Source organism: Aeromonas encheleia (assembly GCF_900637545.1).
In the GTDB taxonomy this organism is placed as follows: Bacteria; Pseudomonadota; Gammaproteobacteria; order Enterobacterales; family Aeromonadaceae; genus Aeromonas; species Aeromonas encheleia.
Map to the genome: position 1 here is coordinate 3,757,452 of NZ_LR134376.1, position 17,549 is coordinate 3,775,000.

13 protein-coding genes, 2 rRNA genes and 1 riboswitch (1 of these 16 only partly in view) are annotated in these 17,549 nt (G+C 61.3%); of the genes, 8 read left to right on the forward strand and 7 right to left on the reverse strand.

The window, feature by feature from the left end:
* Positions 1 to 61 precede the first annotated feature (61 nt).
* The 5 genes from leuA (at position 62) to EL255_RS17320 (ending at position 5,903) form a co-directional block, all read left to right on the forward strand.
* On the forward strand, positions 62 to 1,624 hold the full coding sequence (leuA, locus tag EL255_RS17300; RefSeq protein WP_042654284.1) for a 2-isopropylmalate synthase: 1,563 nt from the start codon (positions 62 to 64) through the stop codon (positions 1,622 to 1,624).
* A gap of 114 nt (positions 1,625 to 1,738) precedes the next feature.
* Complete coding sequence (leuB, locus tag EL255_RS17305) at positions 1,739 to 2,824, forward strand: 3-isopropylmalate dehydrogenase (protein WP_042654285.1); 1,086 nt, start codon at positions 1,739 to 1,741, stop codon at positions 2,822 to 2,824.
* 31 nt (positions 2,825 to 2,855) lie between these two features.
* A complete protein-coding gene (gene leuC / locus EL255_RS17310) occupies positions 2,856 to 4,253 on the forward strand; it encodes a 3-isopropylmalate dehydratase large subunit (protein ID WP_042654286.1) in 1,398 nt (465 codons plus the stop codon).
* A 13-nt stretch (positions 4,254 to 4,266) separates the two neighbouring features.
* The gene (gene leuD, locus EL255_RS17315) at positions 4,267 to 4,866 is read left to right on the forward strand and encodes a 3-isopropylmalate dehydratase small subunit (protein WP_042654287.1); all 600 of its coding nucleotides are present in this window, start codon (positions 4,267 to 4,269) and stop codon (positions 4,864 to 4,866) included.
* 110 nt (positions 4,867 to 4,976) lie between these two features.
* Positions 4,977 to 5,903, forward strand: coding sequence for a hypothetical protein (locus EL255_RS17320; RefSeq protein WP_042654288.1), 927 nt, complete (start codon positions 4,977 to 4,979; stop codon positions 5,901 to 5,903).
* On the opposite strand, the gene EL255_RS17325 is transcribed toward EL255_RS17320, so the two are convergent.
* On the reverse strand, positions 5,888 to 6,178 hold the full coding sequence (locus EL255_RS17325) for a PilZ domain-containing protein (protein ID WP_042654289.1): 291 nt from the start codon (positions 6,176 to 6,178) through the stop codon (positions 5,888 to 5,890). The genes EL255_RS17320 and EL255_RS17325 overlap by 16 nt on opposite strands.
* 88 nt (positions 6,179 to 6,266) lie before the next feature.
* Positions 6,267 to 6,357, forward strand: a riboswitch (TPP riboswitch).
* 148 nt (positions 6,358 to 6,505) lie between these two features.
* Here EL255_RS17325 and thiB point away from each other — a divergent pair.
* The 3 genes from thiB to thiQ are packed head-to-tail and all read left to right on the forward strand — an operon-like array spanning position 6,506 to position 9,766.
* Entirely contained in the window at positions 6,506 to 7,486 is a 981-nt protein-coding gene (gene thiB, locus EL255_RS17330; protein ID WP_042654290.1) for a thiamine ABC transporter substrate binding subunit, read from the forward strand.
* Complete coding sequence (gene thiP / locus EL255_RS17335; RefSeq protein WP_408608782.1) at positions 7,462 to 9,084, forward strand: thiamine/thiamine pyrophosphate ABC transporter permease; 1,623 nt, start codon at positions 7,462 to 7,464, stop codon at positions 9,082 to 9,084. Before thiB ends, thiP begins: the two co-directional genes overlap by 25 nt.
* Positions 9,071 to 9,766: a thiamine ABC transporter ATP-binding protein gene (gene thiQ, locus EL255_RS17340; protein ID WP_042654329.1), complete on the forward strand. Its 696-nt coding sequence runs from the start codon at positions 9,071 to 9,073 to the stop codon at positions 9,764 to 9,766. Before thiP ends, thiQ begins: the two co-directional genes overlap by 14 nt.
* 66 nt (positions 9,767 to 9,832) lie before the next feature.
* On the opposite strand, the gene EL255_RS17345 is transcribed toward thiQ, so the two are convergent.
* The 6 genes from EL255_RS17345 to EL255_RS17370 form a co-directional block, all read right to left on the reverse strand.
* A complete protein-coding gene (locus tag EL255_RS17345; RefSeq protein WP_042654292.1) occupies positions 9,833 to 11,203 on the reverse strand; it encodes a PhoH family protein in 1,371 nt (456 codons plus the stop codon).
* Between the two features lie 221 nt (positions 11,204 to 11,424).
* The gene (locus EL255_RS17350; protein ID WP_042654293.1) at positions 11,425 to 12,108 is read right to left on the reverse strand and encodes a TSCPD domain-containing protein; all 684 of its coding nucleotides are present in this window, start codon (positions 12,106 to 12,108) and stop codon (positions 11,425 to 11,427) included.
* Between the two features lie 9 nt (positions 12,109 to 12,117).
* Positions 12,118 to 14,265 (reverse strand): adenosylcobalamin-dependent ribonucleoside-diphosphate reductase, encoded by a 2,148-nt coding sequence (locus EL255_RS17355; protein ID WP_042654294.1) that lies wholly within the window; start codon positions 14,263 to 14,265, stop codon positions 12,118 to 12,120.
* Between the two features lie 212 nt (positions 14,266 to 14,477).
* Positions 14,478 to 14,927, reverse strand: coding sequence for an early set domain-containing protein (locus EL255_RS17360; RefSeq protein ID WP_042654295.1), 450 nt, complete (start codon positions 14,925 to 14,927; stop codon positions 14,478 to 14,480).
* A gap of 286 nt (positions 14,928 to 15,213) precedes the next feature.
* Positions 15,214 to 15,328, reverse strand: a 5S ribosomal RNA gene (gene rrf / locus EL255_RS17365).
* Positions 15,329 to 15,454: 126 nt separating this feature from the next.
* A 23S ribosomal RNA gene (locus EL255_RS17370) occupies positions 15,455 to 17,549 on the reverse strand; it runs 795 nt beyond the window's last position.

The window sequence follows — 17,549 nt, forward strand, 5'->3', positions numbered from 1 at the left end:
CGCACGGGTTTTTTTATGCCATGCAGGGTGCCGGTACCGAACTTAGGAAGAGGGAAGTCACATGTCAGATCGGGTCATCATATTCGATACCACCTTGCGTGATGGTGAGCAGGCCCTGTCGGCCAGCTTGACGGTCAAGGAGAAGCTGCAGATCGCCCAGGCCCTCGAGCGGCTCGGGGTCGACGTCATGGAGGTGGGCTTCCCGGTCTCTTCCCCCGGTGATTTTCTCTCGGTGCAGACCATAGCCCGCCACATCAAGAACAGCCGGGTCTGCGCCCTGGCCCGTGCCCTGCCCAAGGACATAGATGCCGCCGGCGAAGCCTTGAAGGTCGCGGAAGCCTTCCGCATCCATACCTTTATCTCCACCTCCTCCATCCACGTGGAGAGCAAGCTCAAGAAGAGCTTCGAGGATGTGCTGGAGATGGGCATCAGCGCGGTCAAGCATGCTCGCCGTTACACCGACGACGTGGAGTTCTCCTGCGAGGATGCGGGCCGCACCCCCATCGATAACCTGTGCCGCATGGTCGAGGCCGCCATCAAGGCCGGCGCCCGCACCATCAACATCCCGGATACCGTCGGCTACACGGTACCGACCGAGTTCTCCGGCATCATCCAGACCCTGTTCAACCGGGTGCCGAACATCGATCAGGCCATCATCTCGGTGCACTGCCACGATGATCTCGGCCTGTCGGTGGCAAACTCCATCGGCGCCGTACAGATGGGGGCCCGCCAGATCGAGTGCACCATCAACGGCATCGGCGAGCGAGCGGGCAACTGCTCCCTGGAGGAGGTGGCGATGATCCTGAAGACCCGCGCCGACCTGCTCGGGGTCCACACCAACATCCGCCACAGCGAGATCCACCGCACCAGCACCCTGGTCAGTCAGCTGTGCAACATGCCGGTGCAGCCGAACAAGGCCATCGTCGGCGCCAATGCCTTCTCCCACAGCTCCGGCATCCATCAGGACGGCGTGCTCAAGGCCAAGAACACCTACGAGATCATCACCCCCGAGAGCATCGGCCTGACCCAGAACAGCCTCAACATGACCTCCCGCTCCGGCCGCCACGTGATCAAGCACCGCATGGAGAGCATGGGCTACCTCGAGAGCAGCTACGACCTCGACGACCTCTACGGCAAGTTCCTGACCCTGGCCGACAAGAAGGGCCAGGTGTTCGATTATGATCTCGAGGCGCTCGCCTTCTTCAGCCAGATCCACGAGGAGCCCGAGCACTTCAAGCTGGAGTACCTCGGCGTGCAGAGCGGCAGCTCGGTGCTCGCCACCGCCTCGGTCAAGCTGAAGGTGGGTCAAGATCTGATCTGCGAAGCGGCTACCGGCAACGGTCCTGTGGATGCGGTATACCAGTGCATCAATCGCATCACCGGCTACGAGATCCGCATCGACAAGTACGAGCTCAAAGGCAAGGGGGAAGGCAAGAACGCCCTCGGCCAGGTCGACATCGTCGCCGAATACAAGGGCCGCAAATTCCATGGCATGGGGCTGGCCACCGACATCATCGAATCCTCGGCCCAGGCCCTGGTCCATGTCATCAACAGCATCTGGCGCGCCGATCAGGTCGCCGAACAGATGGAACGCAATAACAGTATCAAATCGGAAACAGTCTGAGCGGATGGAGCTCAATAACGACATCAGGACAGAGACCGCCTGAACAGTGATCGGATCGCCGTATCGGGTCGCTGAGCAGATGGCGCTCAATAACAACATCAGGACGGAAACAGTATGAGCAGTTATCGGATCGCAGTATTGCCGGGTGACGGCATTGGCCCGGAAGTGATGGCCGAAGCCATCAAGGTGCTGGCCAAGGTACAGACCAAATTCGGCTTCTCCCTCGACTATGATCGCCACGACGTCGGCGGCATCGCCATCGACAACCATGGCACCCCGCTGCCACAAAGCACCATAGCCGGCTGCGAAGCGGCCGATGCCGTGCTGTTCGGCTCGGTCGGTGGCCCCAAGTGGGAGCACCTGCCGCCGAACGATCAGCCGGAGCGCGGCGCCCTGCTGCCCCTGCGTGCCCACTTCAAACTGTTCTGCAACCTGCGTCCGGCCCGCATCTACACCGGTCTCGAGCAGTTCTCGCCGCTGCGCGCCGACATCTCCGATCGCGGCTTTGACATCGCCTGCGTGCGCGAGCTGACCGGCGGCATCTACTTCGGCCAGCCCAAGGGGCGCGAGGGGGAAGGTGCCACCGAGAAGGCGTTCGACACCGAGGTGTATCACCGCTTCGAGATCGAGCGCATCGCCAAGATAGCGTTCGAATCAGCCCGGGTGCGCCGCAGCAAAGTGACCTCCATCGACAAGGCCAACGTGCTCGCCTCCTCCATCCTGTGGCGCGAGGTGGTGACCCAGGTTGCCAAGTCCTACCCGGATGTGGCGCTGAACCACATGTATATCGACAACGCCACCATGCAGCTCATCAAGGATCCGTCCCAGTTCGACGTGCTGCTCTGCTCCAACCTGTTCGGTGACATCCTCTCCGACGAGTGCGCCATGATCACCGGCTCCATGGGGCTACTGCCCTCCGCCAGCCTGAACGAATCAGGCTTCGGCCTGTTCGAACCGGCCGGTGGCTCGGCGCCGGACATCGCCGGCAAAGGCATCGCCAACCCCATAGCCCAGATCCTCTCCGCCGCCCTGATGCTGCGCTACAGTCTGGGCCAGGAAACCGCCGCCCAGGCCATCGAGCAGGCCGTGGCCCAAGCCCTGGCCGAGGGTTACTTCACCGCCGATCTGCACCAGGCAACGGCCCGTCACCCGGTGCAGAGCACCGCCGACATGGGCTCCCAGATCGCCGCGCGCATCTGATGGCAACGGTTTGAATAACAAGGAAAGAGCAATGTCCAAGACCCTCTATCAGAAAGTGTTCGACGCCCATGTGGTGCGTGAAGTGGCAGGCGAAACGCCGCTCATCTACATAGACCGCCACCTGGTACACGAAGTGACCAGCCCGCAGGCGTTCGACGGCCTGCGCGCCATGAACCGGCCGCTGCGGCGCCCGGATCTCACCTGGGCCACCATGGATCACAACGTCTCCACCACCACCAAGGACATCGCCGCCTCCGGCGAGATGGCCCGCATCCAGATGGAGACGCTCGCCGACAACTGCAAGGAGTTCGGCGTCCGGCTCTACGATCTGAACCACCAGTATCAGGGCATAGTCCACGTGATGGGGCCTGAGCTCGGCATCACCCTGCCCGGCACCACCATAGTCTGCGGCGACTCCCACACCGCCACCCACGGCGCCTTCGGCTCCCTGGCGTTCGGTATCGGCACCTCGGAGGTGGAGCACGTGATGGCCACCCAGACCCTGAAGCAGGGCCGGGCCAAGACCATGCGCATCAGCGTCAACGGCAAGCTGGCCGAGGGCATCAGCGCCAAGGACGTGGTGCTCGCCATCATAGGCAAGGTCGGTCACGCCGGCGGCACCGGTTACGTGGTGGAGTTCGCGGGGGACGCCATCGCGGGTCTCTCCATGGAAGGGCGCATGACGGTGTGCAACATGGCCATCGAGCTCGGCGCCAAGGCGGGCATGATAGCCCCCGACCAGACCACCATCGACTACATCCGCGGCAAGGTGTTCGCCCCCAAGGGTGAGGCGCTGGAGCAGGCCATCGCCTACTGGCAGGGACTGGGCAGCGATGCCGATGCCACATTCGATGCCGAGGTGGTGCTGGATGCCGCCGCCATCGCGCCCCAGGTGACCTGGGGCACCAACCCGGGCCAGGTGATCTCCGTCAATGAGCCCATTCCGGATCCAGACTCCTTCGCCGATCTGATGGAGCAGCAGTCCGCCCGCAAGGCGCTCGCCTACATGGATCTGCAGCCGGGTCAGAGGCTCAGCGACGTCACCATCGACAAGGTGTTCATCGGATCCTGTACCAACAGCCGCATCGAGGATCTGCGTGCCGCCGCCGCTATCGCCCGTGGCCGCAAGGTCGCCGCCGGAGTGCAGGCGCTGGTGGTGCCGGGCTCGGAGCAGGTCAAGGCCCAGGCCGAGGCCGAGGGTCTCGACAAGATCTTCATCGAGGCGGGCTTCGAGTGGCGTCTGCCCGGCTGCTCCATGTGTCTGGCCATGAACAACGACCGGCTGCAACCGGGGGAGCGCTGCGCCTCCACCAGCAACCGTAACTTCGAGGGGCGTCAGGGCCGTGCCGGCCGCACCCATCTGGTGAGCCCGGCCATGGCCGCCGCCGCCGCCGTCACCGGTCGTTTCGCCGACATTCGCGCACTGTAACGAGGAGAACAAGATGACAGGCTTCAAGCAACACAAAGGGATCGTCGTCCCCCTCGACAGCGCCAACGTCGACACCGACGCCATCATTCCCAAGCAGTTTCTGCAGAAGGTGAACCGCACCGGCTTTGGCAAGCATCTGTTCCACGACTGGCGCTTCCTGGATGACGCGGGCTTGCAAGCAAACCCCGAGTTCGTGCTGAACCAGCCGCGTTTTGCTAGTGCCAGCATACTGCTGGCCAGGGAGAACTTCGGCTGCGGCTCGAGCCGCGAGCACGCCCCCTGGGCGCTGGCGGATTACGGCTTCAAGACCCTGATAGCGCCTAGCTTCGCCGACATCTTCTACGGCAACGCCATCAACAACGGCCTGGTGCCGGTGCGCCTGCAAGAGCAAGAGGTGGAGGCGCTGTTCCAGCTGGTCGCGGCCACCCCTGGCCTGCAGATCGAGGTGGATCTGGAGGCCAACCAGGTGCGCGCCGGTGCGCTGTGTTTTAGCTTCGAGATCGACGAGTTCCGCCGCTACTGCCTGCTCAACGGGCTGGATGCCATCGGGCTGACCCTGCAACACGGGGCCGCCATCGACGCCTTCGAGGCCAGACAGCCGAGCTGGATCTGAGCCAGCTCGTTCAGATGCGGGCTTGCGCCGCCAGAAAACGGGTAGAATCAGCAGGGAGCCAAGGCTCCCTGTTTTCATGTCGGCGGGAGTAGAGGGTGAGCGAGGGAAGGATGAGGAGATACGGGGGCCTGGCGCTGCTCTGCGCCCTGCTGGCGCTGCCGGCGGGGGCCAGCCAGCGCTACTTCAACAACAGTGGCGGCCAGATCGACACCGGCTGGCAGGACAGCGAGGGCAAGAGCCAGCAAGTCAGCTACCAGCTGGCCCCCGGCACGCTGCCGCCGCTCATCGCCTATCGCCCGGACCGGATGCAGGAGGAGGTGTTGCAACGGCTGCTGCAGCAGGCCGTCATTGACTTCCCCGCCGTGCAGTTCTCCCTCTCCCGCCCCGATCTGCTGCTGAGCATCAAGAGTCGCAACGCCGAGCAGGCCAGGGCGGCCCGAGACTGGGTCGGGCCGGAGCGCAGCAAGCTGGAGGCGGAGTGGCTCAAGCAGCACTACTTCCAACCCTTTACCCCGCCCGATGGCCATCCCGCCATCAAGCAGGATCATGTGCGCATCGCCCTGGAGAGCCGGCAGGAGCTGGCGCCGCTGACCGAACTGCTGACACAAGAAGGCGCCACCGAGACGGAGGCGCGGCAGCTGACGGTGGCCCAGATGCTCGACTTCATCCAGGCCATTCCCTACCACCTGCTCGACAGCCCCTCAGGCCGGACCGGCAAGGGCTTCCTGAGCCCCCGTCAGGTGCTGGAGCAAAATCAGGGGGACTGTGACAGCAAGGTCACCCTGATGGCGGCCATGCTCGCCCAACGCTTTCCCGAGCTGCCCCAGGCCATGGTGTTCGTGCCGGGCCATACCCTGCTGGGGGTCGCCCTGCCAGCCAAGCCGGGGGATACGACCCTGGCCTGGGAGGGGCAGACCTATCTGTTGCTGGAGCCGACCGGGCCCGCCCAGCTGCCGATGGGCCAAATAGCATCGACCAGCAAGACGCTGGTCGATAGCAAGCAGTGGAAGGTGCAGCAGGTTCAGGTCAGAGACTGAAACTCCAGCGCCAGCAACAGCCCCTTCTCCTCCTCCAGCACCCGCACTATGCGGGCCTGGACCTCGAACGGTGGCAGCAGGTTGCTGCTGGTCGCCAGGCTGATGCGGATGAGTTGCTGCAGATCGAAGCCGTGTTCATTCACCTCAACGCCCATGCCGTTGGCACTGAGATCCCGGCAGATGCCCTCCAGCACCTGCTGATGCTGGAAGAGGGTGACCGGGGCATTGATGAGCATGCGCGCGAAGGCGCGTCTTTCCTTGGTGCTGGTGATCACTCGCATCTCCTGCTGTCGCGGCCCCCTGGGTCCCCGGGGCACAAGTTTGTGCTGGCCTCCCCCCGAGAACGTTAATACAATGCGATTCGTTGCTCAAACGGGGTGCGGTTTACCGCTGAGATTATACCCGTGAACCTGATCCAGATAATGCTGGCGGAGGAATTTGAGGCATGGCGCTCGTTTTTTGCGCTCTCATCCGCTGGCACCTGACCCATAGCAGAAGTGCCAGCGCTGAGATTCATGCGGCTGGCACCTCTGGACCCACAGGAAGTGCCGCCGATGCAATACCGGTTGCTGGCACCTCACCACTCACAGGGAGTGCCATTGATGAAACCCCTTCTGCTGGTTGCCGCCAGCCTGCTCTCGGCCCAAGCCTTCGCGGCCGACACCCTCACCGTCTACACCTACAGCTCCTTCGCCGCCGAATGGGGTCCTGGTCCCAAGATCAAGCAGGCGTTCGAGCAGGAGTGCGGCTGCACCCTCAATCTGGTGGCGCTGGAGGATGGCGTCGCCATCCTCAACCGGCTGCGGCTGGAGGGCAAGCACAGCAAGGCCGACCTGGTGCTGGGGCTGGACGATGCGCTGGTCAGCGAGGCCAAGCAGAGCGGGCTGTTCGCCCCCCATCACACGGACCTGGCCGCACTCAAGGTGCCGGGTGGCTGGCAGGATGACACCTTCGTCCCCTATGACTACGGCTACTTCGCCTTCGTCTACGACAAGGACAAACTCAAGCAGCCCCCCAAGAGCCTGAAAGAGCTGGTCGAGCGCCAGGACATCAAGGTGATCTATCAGGATCCGCGCACCTCCACCCCAGGTCAGGGGCTGATGCTGTGGATGAAGTCGGTCTACGGTGACCAGGCCACCGCCGCCTGGGCCCAGCTCGCCAAGAAGACGGTCACCGTCACCAAGGGCTGGTCCGAGGCCTATGGCATGTTCCTCGATGGTGAGGCCGACATGGTACTCTCCTACACCACCTCCCCCGCCTATCACCTCATCGCCGAGGGCAAGCCCCAGTATCGGGCCGCCGCCTTCGAGGAGGGGCACTACCGCCAGGTGGAGGTGGCCGCCAAGCTGGCAGGCGCCAAGCAAGACAAGCTGGCCGACCGCTTCCTGCAGTTCATGATAAGCCCCGCCTTCCAACAGGAGATCCCCGCCGGCAACTGGATGTATCCGGTGACGGAAGTTCCCCTGCCCAAGGGCTTCGAGCAGATGATCTCGGTAGCCAGGCCGCTGAGCTTTGCCAGTGATGAGGTGGCCGCCAACCGCAAGGGCTGGATCCGCGAGTGGCTGCAAGCCGTCACCCAGTGAGCCCCTCTCGTTCTCTCTGGTGGCTGCCGGGCAGCGCAGCCACCGCCCTCATCCTGCTGCTGTCGCTGGGCCCCCTCGCCGCCCTGCTGTGGCAGGCGGGGACTCTCCCCAGTACCTTGCTGGCCGACCCCTACCTGCGCCATGTGCTGGGCTTCAGCCTGGGGCAGGCGCTGCTCTCCACCCTGCTGAGCCTGGGGCTGGCCATTCCGGTCGCCCGCGCCCTGGCACGGCGCCGTTTCCCCGGCCGTCGCCTGCTGCTCAAGCTGTTTGGCCTCTCCCTGGTGCTGCCGGTCATCATCGCCATCTTCGGCATAGTCACGGTGCACGGCGGCCAGGGCTGGTTGCCACAGGGGCTGCGCAGCCTGGGGCTGGATCCCGGCAACTACCTGTACGGCCTGTTCGGCATCCTGCTGGCCCACGTGTTCTTCAACATGCCGCTGGCGGCGCGCCTCATCCTGCAGAGCATAGAGGGCATCCCCGAATCGAGCTGGCGCCTCGCCAGCCAGCTTGGCATGCGTTCCTCCCATATCTTCCGGCTGCTGGAGTGGCCGCTCATCCGCGGCATCTTGCCGGGGCTGGCCAGCCTCATCTTCATGCTCTGCTTCACCAGCTTCACCACAGTGCTGGCGCTCGGCGGCGGCCCCAAGTCCACCACCTTGGAGGTGGCCGTCTATCAGGCGCTGCGCTTTGACTTCGATCTCGCCACCGCGGGCGGCTTGGCGCTGGTGCAGCTGCTGCTGACCGCCGCCCTGCTGATGCTGCAACACCGGTTGCAGACCACCCCCTCCAGCCGGCTCAGCAATCGCCGTCCCTGCCTGCGACCGGACCGTCACCAGCCTGGCACCCGCTGGCTGGACGGTGCCGCCCTGCTGCTCGGGCTCGCCATCTTCCTGCCGCCGCTGCTGGCCATCCTGATCGCGGGCCTCAACCCCGGCCTGCTGACGGCCCTGCGCTCACCCCAGCTGTGGCAGGCGGGCGGCCAGTCGCTGGCCATAGCGCTGGCGGCGGGGCTGCTGGCCACCCTGCTCGGCGCCGCCCTGCTGCTCACCAGCCGTCACCTGCGGGTGCGCGCCCGCAAGCGGCGAGCCGCCGCCCTGTGGGAAGCCAGCGGCTCCATGATCCTGATGATCCCGGCGGTGGTACTCTCCACTGGCCTCTTCATCATGTTCATGCCCTTTACTGATGTCTTTGCCCTCGGCCCCTGGCTGGTGGTGCTGGTCAATGCCCTGATGGCGCTGCCCTATGTGCTGCGTACCCTCAGCGCCCCCATGCAGCTGGTGGTGCGCCAGTACGACAGGCTGGCCGACAGCCTGGGGGTGCGCGGCCTGCATCGGCTGCGGCTGGTGGAGTGGCCCTTGCTGCGCCGCCCGCTGGCGCTGGCCATGGCACTCTCCATGATATTGTCCCTGGGAGATCTCGGTGCCATCGCCATGTTTGGCAGCCAGGCGCTTACCACCCTGCCCTGGCTGCTCTATCAACAGCTCGGCAGCTACCGGCTGACCGATGCGGCGGCCACCGCCCTGCTGCTGCTCATTCTGTGTTTCTCCCTGTTCTGGCTGGTAGAGCGGGGGCTTGGAGGAAAAAATGCTGAACATTGATGCCCTGGCGACCAGCTACCCGGATTGGCGGGTGACCTTCAGCGCCACCCTGCCCAGGGGGGAGATCACCGCGCTGATCGGCCCGAGCGGCGCCGGCAAGTCCACCCTGCTCGGCATGATCGCCGGTTTCGTGCCGGTAGAGTCCGGTCGCCTCAGCTTCGATGGCGTCGATCTGCTGCCGCTCGGCCCCGCCGAGCGCCCGGTCACCACCCTGTTTCAGGATCACAACCTGTTCCTGCACCTGTCGGTGTTCGACAACATCGCCATCGGCCTGCACCCTGGTCTGCGCCTGAGCCAGGCCCAGCGCGAGCAGGTGAAACAGGCCGCAGAGCGGGTGGGCCTTGGCGAGATGCTGGCGCGGCTGCCGGAGCAGCTCTCCGGCGGCCAGCAGCAGCGGGTGGGGCTGGCCCGCGCCCTGGTGCGCGGCAAGCCGTTGCTGCTGCTGGATGAACCCTTCTCGGCCCTGGATCCGGCCCTGCGCCGGGAGATGCTGGCGGAGGTGGCCAGGCTCGCCTGCGAGCAGGGCATCACTGTGCTGATGGTCTCCCACAATCCGGAGGATGCCCAGCTCATCGCCGATCAGGTGCTGTTCGTCGACGAGGGGCGCATCGCCCTGCAGGGCACCCCGGATATCCTGCAAAACAGCGATCACCCGGGACTGCTGCGTTACCTTGGTCAATAGCAGCCGACGGGAACAAAAAAGGGAGGCCGATTGGCCTCCCTTTTTATATGAAGATCTTCAGTTGGATCAGAGATTTTCCTCGGCGAAGGAGGCGAGCTTGCTGCGCACCACCCCGTTCAGGAAGATGTTGGCACTGCCATCGAAATCCTTGAACCGCTCGACTATATAGGTCAGACCCGAGGTCACCGGGCTCAGATAATTGGAGTCAATCTGGGCCAGGTTGCCGGAGCAGACGATCTTGGTGCCCTCGCCACAACGGGTGATGATGGTCTTGATCTGGGACGCGGTCAGGTTCTGGCACTCGTCCAGCAGCACGAAGGTGTTCTGGATGCTGCGCCCGCGCATGAAGTTGACCGACTTGAACTGGATGTTGGCCTTCTCCATGATGTAGCTGAGGGAGCCGCTCATGTTCTCGTCCTGCTTGTGCAGCACCTCCAGGGTGTCGGTCACCGCCGCCAGCCAGGGCATCATCTTCTCCTCCTCGGTGCCGGGCAGGAAGCCGATGCTCTCGGCGATCTCAGGGGTGTTGCGGGTGACGATCACCTTCTCGTAGATCCCCTTCTCGATCACCAGCTCCAGCGCCGCCGCCATGGCCAGCAAGGTCTTGCCGCAGCCCGCCGGGCCGGTCAGGATCACCAGATCGATGTGCGGATCGAGCAAGGCGTCGAGCGCCATGCCCTGATAGATGTTCTTGGGATGCACGCCCCAGGCCTTGCGCGACATCAACCGCTCACGGCCCAGATCCTTGAGGCGGATCTTATGACCATCGTTGCTCAATACCCTGGCGGCGAAGAAGTTCTCCTCGTCCAGCAGGTACTGATTGACGTGCACCCCCTCCAGCAGTTTCGAGTCGATCACGTGGACGGTGTCGCGACCATGGGTCTCGCTGTCGCACTCGCCGACCCGCTCCCAGAAGCTGCCCGGCACCACCTGGAAGCCCTTGGCCAGCAGCCGGATATCGTCGATCAGCTGGTCGCTGCGATAGTCTTCCACATGCGCCAGACCGGCCCCCTTGGCCTTGAGGCGCATGTTGATGTCCTTGGTCACCAGCACCACCTGGCGTTTCATCTCGTGCTTTTGCAGATAAAGGGCCGCGTTGATGATGCGGTTGTCGGCCTCCTTGTCGGTGAACACCTCGGCATCCTGGGGCAGATGGTGATCACTGAAGATGGAGATATGACCGCTCGCCTCACCCGCCAGCGCCACCCCTTGCACTATCTGCTCAGGGTTGGCGTCACGGAACACGTCTTCCAGCGCACGGATGGCGACCCGCGCATCACGGCTGACGTCTTTCTGACGATCCTTGATGTTGTCGAGCTCTTCCAGCACCGTCATGGGGATGAGCACGTCGTGCTCTTTGAAGGAGTAGATGGCGAGGGGTTCGTGAAGCAGAACGTTGGTATCCAGGATAAACAGCTTTCGGTCCGTATTGTCCATAAGCATCCTCCTTGGCACTGAAGGTGCCACGTGTGTGAATCTCAGATGTCATTGAAACCACACGGTCGTGACAGTTTTATTACCCCTCACGCTACGCCCGATTTTACCAGCGTGCAACAAATCCCTTTGGCTCCCGCCACCGACTGAACAGAAAACACTCAATAGAAAAGACCGGCCCATAGGCCGGTCTTTTCGCACTGCTTATCGGCTAACCGCGCCTGTTAGCCACACTTCGAATCGCCGCAGTTGAGGCAGGTCATGCAGCCATCCTTGAGCACCAGCGCCTTGCTGTGGCACTTGTAGCAGAGCGCCGCATTGGCCGGGAAGCCGCTGCCGGCCTGCTGCTCCTGGCTGTGTTGCTCGGCTTGCAACTCGGCCTGCTTCTCGGCCAGGAACGCCTGCTGGTGTTCATCCAGCCCGACCGGCTTGAGCATGCCGATCTCGGTGAGGTGAGTCTCGATCACGTTGCCAATTTCGGCGATCAGGGAGGGAACATACTTGCCCTTGTTCCAGTAACCGCCCTTGGGATCGAACACGGATCTCAGCTCCTCCACCAGGAAGGTGACATCCCCGCCCTTGCGGAACACCGCCGAGATGATGCGGGTCAGCGCCACTATCCATTGATAGTGCTCCAGGCTCTTGGAGTTGATGAAGATCTCGAACGGGCGGCGCGTCTCGTGGACGGTGCCCTCGTTGAGAATGATGTCGTTGATGGTGATGAACAGCGAGTGTTCGGAGACATGCTCCGGCGTCTTCAGCTTATAGGTGGTGCCCATCAAGCGCTCCGGGCGCAGCACAGTCTCATGCATGTGCACCACGTCATCCTGGGGAGCCAGCGCTTCCTGCGGCTCATCCTTGGTACGCACCTTGTAGGCGACGATTTTCTTGTCGATCTTCTTGACCATAATCTGTTCTCAGAATTTACCGTAATAGCCTTCTTTCAAGGCGTCATAGAGGTTGGCGGCGGTGTGCAGCTCGCCATCGTATTCAATCTCTTCGTTGCCCCTGACCGTGATGACGGAGCCATCCTCCAGGGTGAACTCGTACTGAGTGTTCTCCAGATCCTTCTCCTTCACCAGCACCCCCTGGAAGGCCTCAGGGTTGAAGCGGAAGGTGGTACAACCCTTCAACCCCGAGTCCGAGGCATACATGTAGATGTCCTTGAACTGCTCGAACGGGAAGTCGGTCGGCACATTGGCGGTCTTGGAGATGGAGGAGTCGATCCAGCGCTGGGCCGCCGCCTGAATGTCCACGTGCTGGGCCGGGCTGATGTCGTCGGCGGTGATGAAGTAATCCGGCAGGCGGGTCCCTTCCTCTTCACCATGGGGCATGGCAGCCCGGTTGATCAGCTCGCGATAGGCCAGCAGCTCGAAGGAGTAGACATCCACACTCTCCTTGCTCTTCTTGCCCGGCTTGATGACGTTGCGACTGTAGTGGTGGGCGAAGCTCGGCTCTATGCCGTTGCTGGCGTTATTGGCCAGCGACAAGGAGATGGTACCGGTCGGTGCTATGCTGCTGTGATGGGTAAAACGTCCTCCCACCTCGGCCAGCTCGGCCACCAGGACGGGATCCACCTCGGCCACCTGCTGCATGTAGCGGCTGTAGCGCGCGTGCAGCACCTTGCCCTTGAGCCTGTCGCCGACCTTGATACCATCGGCCGCCATCTCCGGACGCAGGCGCAACATCTTGCCGGTCACCTCGAACTCCTGCTCCATGATGGGCGCCGGGCCCTTCTCTTTCGCCAGACGCAGAGACTCCTGCCAGCCGGTCATGGCCAGCTCCTGAGAAACCTGCTCGGTGAAGGCGGCGGAGGTGGCTGAGCCGTACTTTATCTGCAGCATGGTGAGGGTCGAGCCAAGACCGAGGAAGCCCATGCCGTGACGACGCTTGGCTGTGATCTCCTCGCGCTGCTTGGGCAAGGGCAGCTGGTTGATCTCCACCACGTTGTCCAGCATGCGGGTGAAGATGGCCACCACCTTGCGAAACGCCTGCCAGTCGAAGGTGGCCCGCTCGGTGAAGGGCTCGCGCACAAACTTGGTCAGGTTGACCGAGCCCAGCAGGCAGGCGCCATAGGGGGGCAAGGGCTGCTCGCCACAGGGGTTGGTGGCACGGATCTCTTCGCAGAACCAGTTGTTGTTCATCTGATTGACCTTGTCGATCAGGATGAAACCGGGCTCCGCATAGTCGTAGGTGGAGGTCATGATGACGTTCCACAGCTTGCGCGCCGGCAGGGTCTTGTAGACCTTGCAGGCCACCTGGCCCAGCGCGTTGATGACCACCCCTTCCTTGTTGGGCCAGTCGGCCCAGAACACCACGTCGGGATCATCCAGCGCTATGCCGTCCTGCTCCACCTCTTTGGCCGTGTAGGGGAAGATCAACTGCCAGGGGGCATCCTCCTTCACCGCCTTGACGAAGTCTTCGGTGATGAGCAGGGAGAGGTTGAACTGACGCAGACGGCCATCTTCCCGCTTGGCCTGGATGAATTCGATCACATCGGGGTGACGGATATCCATGGTGCCCATCTGGGCGCCGCGCCGCCCACCGGCCGACGAGACGGTGAAACACATCTTGTCGTAGATATCCATGAAGGAGAGCGGGCCCGAGGTATAGGCTCCGGCGCCGGAGACGAAGGCGCCACGCGGGCGCAGGGTCGAGAAGTCGTAGCCGATGCCGCAACCCGCCTTCAGGGTCAGCCCCGCCTCGTGCACCTTGCCGAGAATGTCATCCATCGAATCCTCGATGGTGCCGGAGACAGTACAGTTGATGGTCGAGGTAGCGGGTTTGTGCTCGAAGGCCCCCGCGTTGGAGGTGATCCGGCCCGCCGGGATGGCGCCATTGCGCAGCGCCCACAGGAAAGACTCATACCAGGCATCAGGCTCGCGCTCTTGCTCGGCCAGGGCACGGGCGACCCGCTGGTAGGTCTCGTCAATGGAGCCATCGATGGGGGCCCCATCCTTGCTCTTGAGACGATACTTGCTGTCCCAGATCTCGAGGGAGGTTTCCTGCATGGGGATGAGGCCGGTGCCGAGTTCGGTCTCTAGCACGGGGTTGGATTTAGCCATTTTCAAGCCACCTTATGTGAATGCAACGACGTCATGATATGGGTTAAAAACACAACCAATAGATAAATAACGACATATAGATACTATATATAGTATAACCCATCTCATGAGGGCGCCGATTCTAATCCTAAAAAAACGCCCCGACCAGCAGATTTCTGGGTCGGGGCGTTTAACCGATTCATTTCCTGAAGGATTTAGCGATCAGGGCAGACTCAGGGCTTCTTGACGTAAACGCTTGGCGTCTCACCGGCCATATTCAGATAGAACTCGTAGACCCCATCCACCTCAGGTGAGAACTTCATGTCCTCATACTTGGAGCAGGGATTGACCGGTACGGCCTCACCGCCCAGCACAGCGACGCCGTCACTCGGGCTCTTGTGGCCGAAGTTGGTGCCACAGCTCCAGCCCGAGTCAGCGAACTTGAACTTGTAGGGCGCCCACTCTTTCTTGAGTGTGCCTTTGGCCATGTACAGCTTGTCGGCGACCTTGACCACCTTGCTCTCATCGGTCGCCATCCAGTCATTCATCTCCCCGCGCAGGTAGATGGACTTGCCACCGAAGTCGCTGTTATCCGCCCCTTGCTCCGCACCACCACTGGATGCACAACCACCTAATACCAGGGTTCCCGCCGCCAGTATCATCGTTACTGTTCTCTTGAACATCAGTCCATTCCTCAAATTATTGTGATTCCTTGGCCCATCGATCCTAGGCAGACGAATTAAAGCAGAGCGGACCCGGCAAGAAAGGTAGAGGCATCACATTCTGTACTTTTTATATCCAGCACGCGGAATAAACGAATAAATATTGAGCTGTGAATGAGGAAATAAGGGAGCAAGAGGCCGGTCGAGATGAACAATAAAGAGAGGCTTGGAATAAAGCTGCGATCAAATACAGGAATTCAGGCAATAAAAAAGCCCGCTCGATTGAGCGGGCTTCTTCAAATTGGGTGCCTGGCAGTGTCCTACTCTCGCATGGCGAATGCCACACTACCATCGGCGCTACCGCGTTTCACTTCTGAGTTCGGCATGGGATCAGGTGGTTCCACGGCGCTATGGCCGCCAGGCAAAAACTTCAATCTCGGAAAGCTGACGTGAATAACGACTTGGCCTTAATGGCTCGTCACTATCACTGAATTAAGTAAGTAGTTCATGCACTTGCTACAAGGCCCAGAACACTTCTTGGGTGTTGTATGGTTAAGCCTCACGGGTAATTAGTATGGGTTAGCTCAACACGTCGCCGCGCTTACACACCCCACCTATCAACGTTGTGGTCTCCAACGGCCCTTTAGGACCCTCAAGGGGTCAGGGATGACTCATCTCAGGGCTCGCTTCCCGCTTAGATGCTTTCAGCGGTTATCGATTCCGAACTTAGCTACCGGGCAGTGCCACTGGCGTGACAACCCGAACACCAGAGGTTCGTTCACTCCGGTCCTCTCGTACTAGGAGCAACTCCCTTCAATCATCCAACGCCCACGGCAGATAGGGACCGAACTGTCTCACGACGTTCTGAACCCAGCTCGCGTACCACTTTAAATGGCGAACAGCCATACCCTTGGGACCGACTTCAGCCCCAGGATGTGATGAGCCGACATCGAGGTGCCAAACACCGCCGTCGATATGAACTCTTGGGCGGTATCAGCCTGTTATCCCCGGAGTACCTTTTATCCGTTGAGCGATGGCCCTTCCATTCAGAACCACCGGATCACTATGACCTACTTTCGTACCTGCTCGACCTGTCCGTCTCGCAGTTAAGCTGGCTTATGCCATTGCACTAACCTCCTGATGTCCGACCAGGATTAGCCAACCTTCGTGCTCCTCCGTTACTCTTTGGGAGGAGACCGCCCCAGTCAAACTACCCACCAGGCACTGTCCGCGAGCCCGATTCAGGGCCCTGCGTTAGAACATCAAACATACAAGGGTGGTATTTCAAGGACGGCTCCAGCGCAACTGGCGTCACGCCTTCAAAGCCTCCCACCTATCCTACACATGTAGGTTCAATGTTCAGTGCCAAGCTGTAGTAAAGGTTCACGGGGTCTTTCCGTCTAGCCGCGGGTACACCGCATCTTCACGGCGAATTCGATTTCACTGAGTCTCGGGTGGAGACAGCATGGCCATGGTTACACCATTCGTGCAGGTCGGAACTTACCCGACAAGGAATTTCGCTACCTTAGGACCGTTATAGTTACGGCCGCCGTTTACCGGGGCTTCGATCAAGAGCTTCGCTTGCGCTAACCCCATCAATTAACCTTCCGGCACCGGGCAGGTGTCACACCCTATACGTCCACTTTCGTGTTTGCAGAGTGCTGTGTTTTTGATAAACAGTCCCAGCCATCTGGTCACTGCGACTCCCAACTGCTCCATCCGCAAGGGACTTCACTGTCAAGAGCGAACCTTCTCCCGAAGTTACGGTTCTATTTTGCCTAGTTCCTTCACCCGAGTTCTCTCAAGCGCCTTGGTATTCTCTACCCGACCACCTGTGTCGGTTTGGGGTACGATGACTTGTAATCTGAAGCTTAGAGGCTTTTCCTGGAAGCATGGCATCAATGGCTTCACCACCGTAGTGGCTTCGTCTCGTGTCTCAGCGTTGCATCTCCGGATTTGCCTAGAGATACCGCCTACGCACTTTCACCAGGACAACCGTCGCCTGGCCCACCTAGCCTTCTCCGTCCCCCCATCGCAATTACAAGTCGTGCAGGAATATTAACCTGCTTCCCATCGATTACGCCTTTCGGCCTCACCTTAGGGGTCGACTCACCCTGCCCCGATTAACGTTGGACAGGAACCCTTGGTCTTCCGGCGAGGAGGCTTTTCACCCCCTTTATCGTTACTTACGTCAGCATTCGCACTTCTGATATCTCCAGCATACCTCTCGATACACCTTCGCAGACTTACAGAACGCTCCCCTACCACTCACACATAAGTGTGAATCCGCGGCTTCGGTGCCTGGTTTGAGCCCCGTTACATCTTCCGCGCAGGCCGACTCGACTAGTGAGCTATTACGCTTTCTTTAAATGATGGCTGCTTCTAAGCCAACATCCTAGCTGTCTGAGCCTTCCCACATCGTTTCCCACTTAACCAGAACTTTGGGACCTTAGCCGGCGGTCTGGGTTGTTTCCCTCTTCACGACGGACGTTAGCACCCGCCGTGTGTCTCCCGGATATTACTTACTGGTATTCGGAGTTTGCATGGAGTTGGTAAGTCGGGATGACCCCCTAGTCCAAACAGTGCTCTACCCCCAGTAGTATTCGTCCGAGGCGCTACCTAAATAGCTTTCGGGGAGAACCA

Bases quoted from the DNA above. Each gene is read 5' to 3' on its own strand.
- leuA (WP_042654284.1), top strand. From the start codon at position 62: ATGTCAGATCGGGTCATCATATTCGATACCACCTTGCGTGATGGTGAG.
- leuB (WP_042654285.1), top strand. From the start codon at position 1,739: ATGAGCAGTTATCGGATCGCAGTATTGCCGGGTGACGGCATTGGCCCG.
- leuC (WP_042654286.1), top strand. From the start codon at position 2,856: ATGTCCAAGACCCTCTATCAGAAAGTGTTCGACGCCCATGTGGTGCGT.
- leuD (WP_042654287.1), top strand. From the start codon at position 4,267: ATGACAGGCTTCAAGCAACACAAAGGGATCGTCGTCCCCCTCGACAGC.
- EL255_RS17320 (WP_042654288.1), top strand. From the start codon at position 4,977: ATGAGGAGATACGGGGGCCTGGCGCTGCTCTGCGCCCTGCTGGCGCTG.
- thiB (WP_042654290.1), top strand. From the start codon at position 6,506: ATGAAACCCCTTCTGCTGGTTGCCGCCAGCCTGCTCTCGGCCCAAGCC.
- thiQ (WP_042654329.1), top strand. From the start codon at position 9,071: ATGCTGAACATTGATGCCCTGGCGACCAGCTACCCGGATTGGCGGGTG.
- EL255_RS17345 (WP_042654292.1), bottom strand. From the start codon at position 11,203: ATGGACAATACGGACCGAAAGCTGTTTATCCTGGATACCAACGTTCTG.
- EL255_RS17350 (WP_042654293.1), bottom strand. From the start codon at position 12,108: ATGGTCAAGAAGATCGACAAGAAAATCGTCGCCTACAAGGTGCGTACC.
- EL255_RS17355 (WP_042654294.1), bottom strand. From the start codon at position 14,265: ATGGCTAAATCCAACCCCGTGCTAGAGACCGAACTCGGCACCGGCCTC.
- EL255_RS17360 (WP_042654295.1), bottom strand. From the start codon at position 14,927: ATGTTCAAGAGAACAGTAACGATGATACTGGCGGCGGGAACCCTGGTA.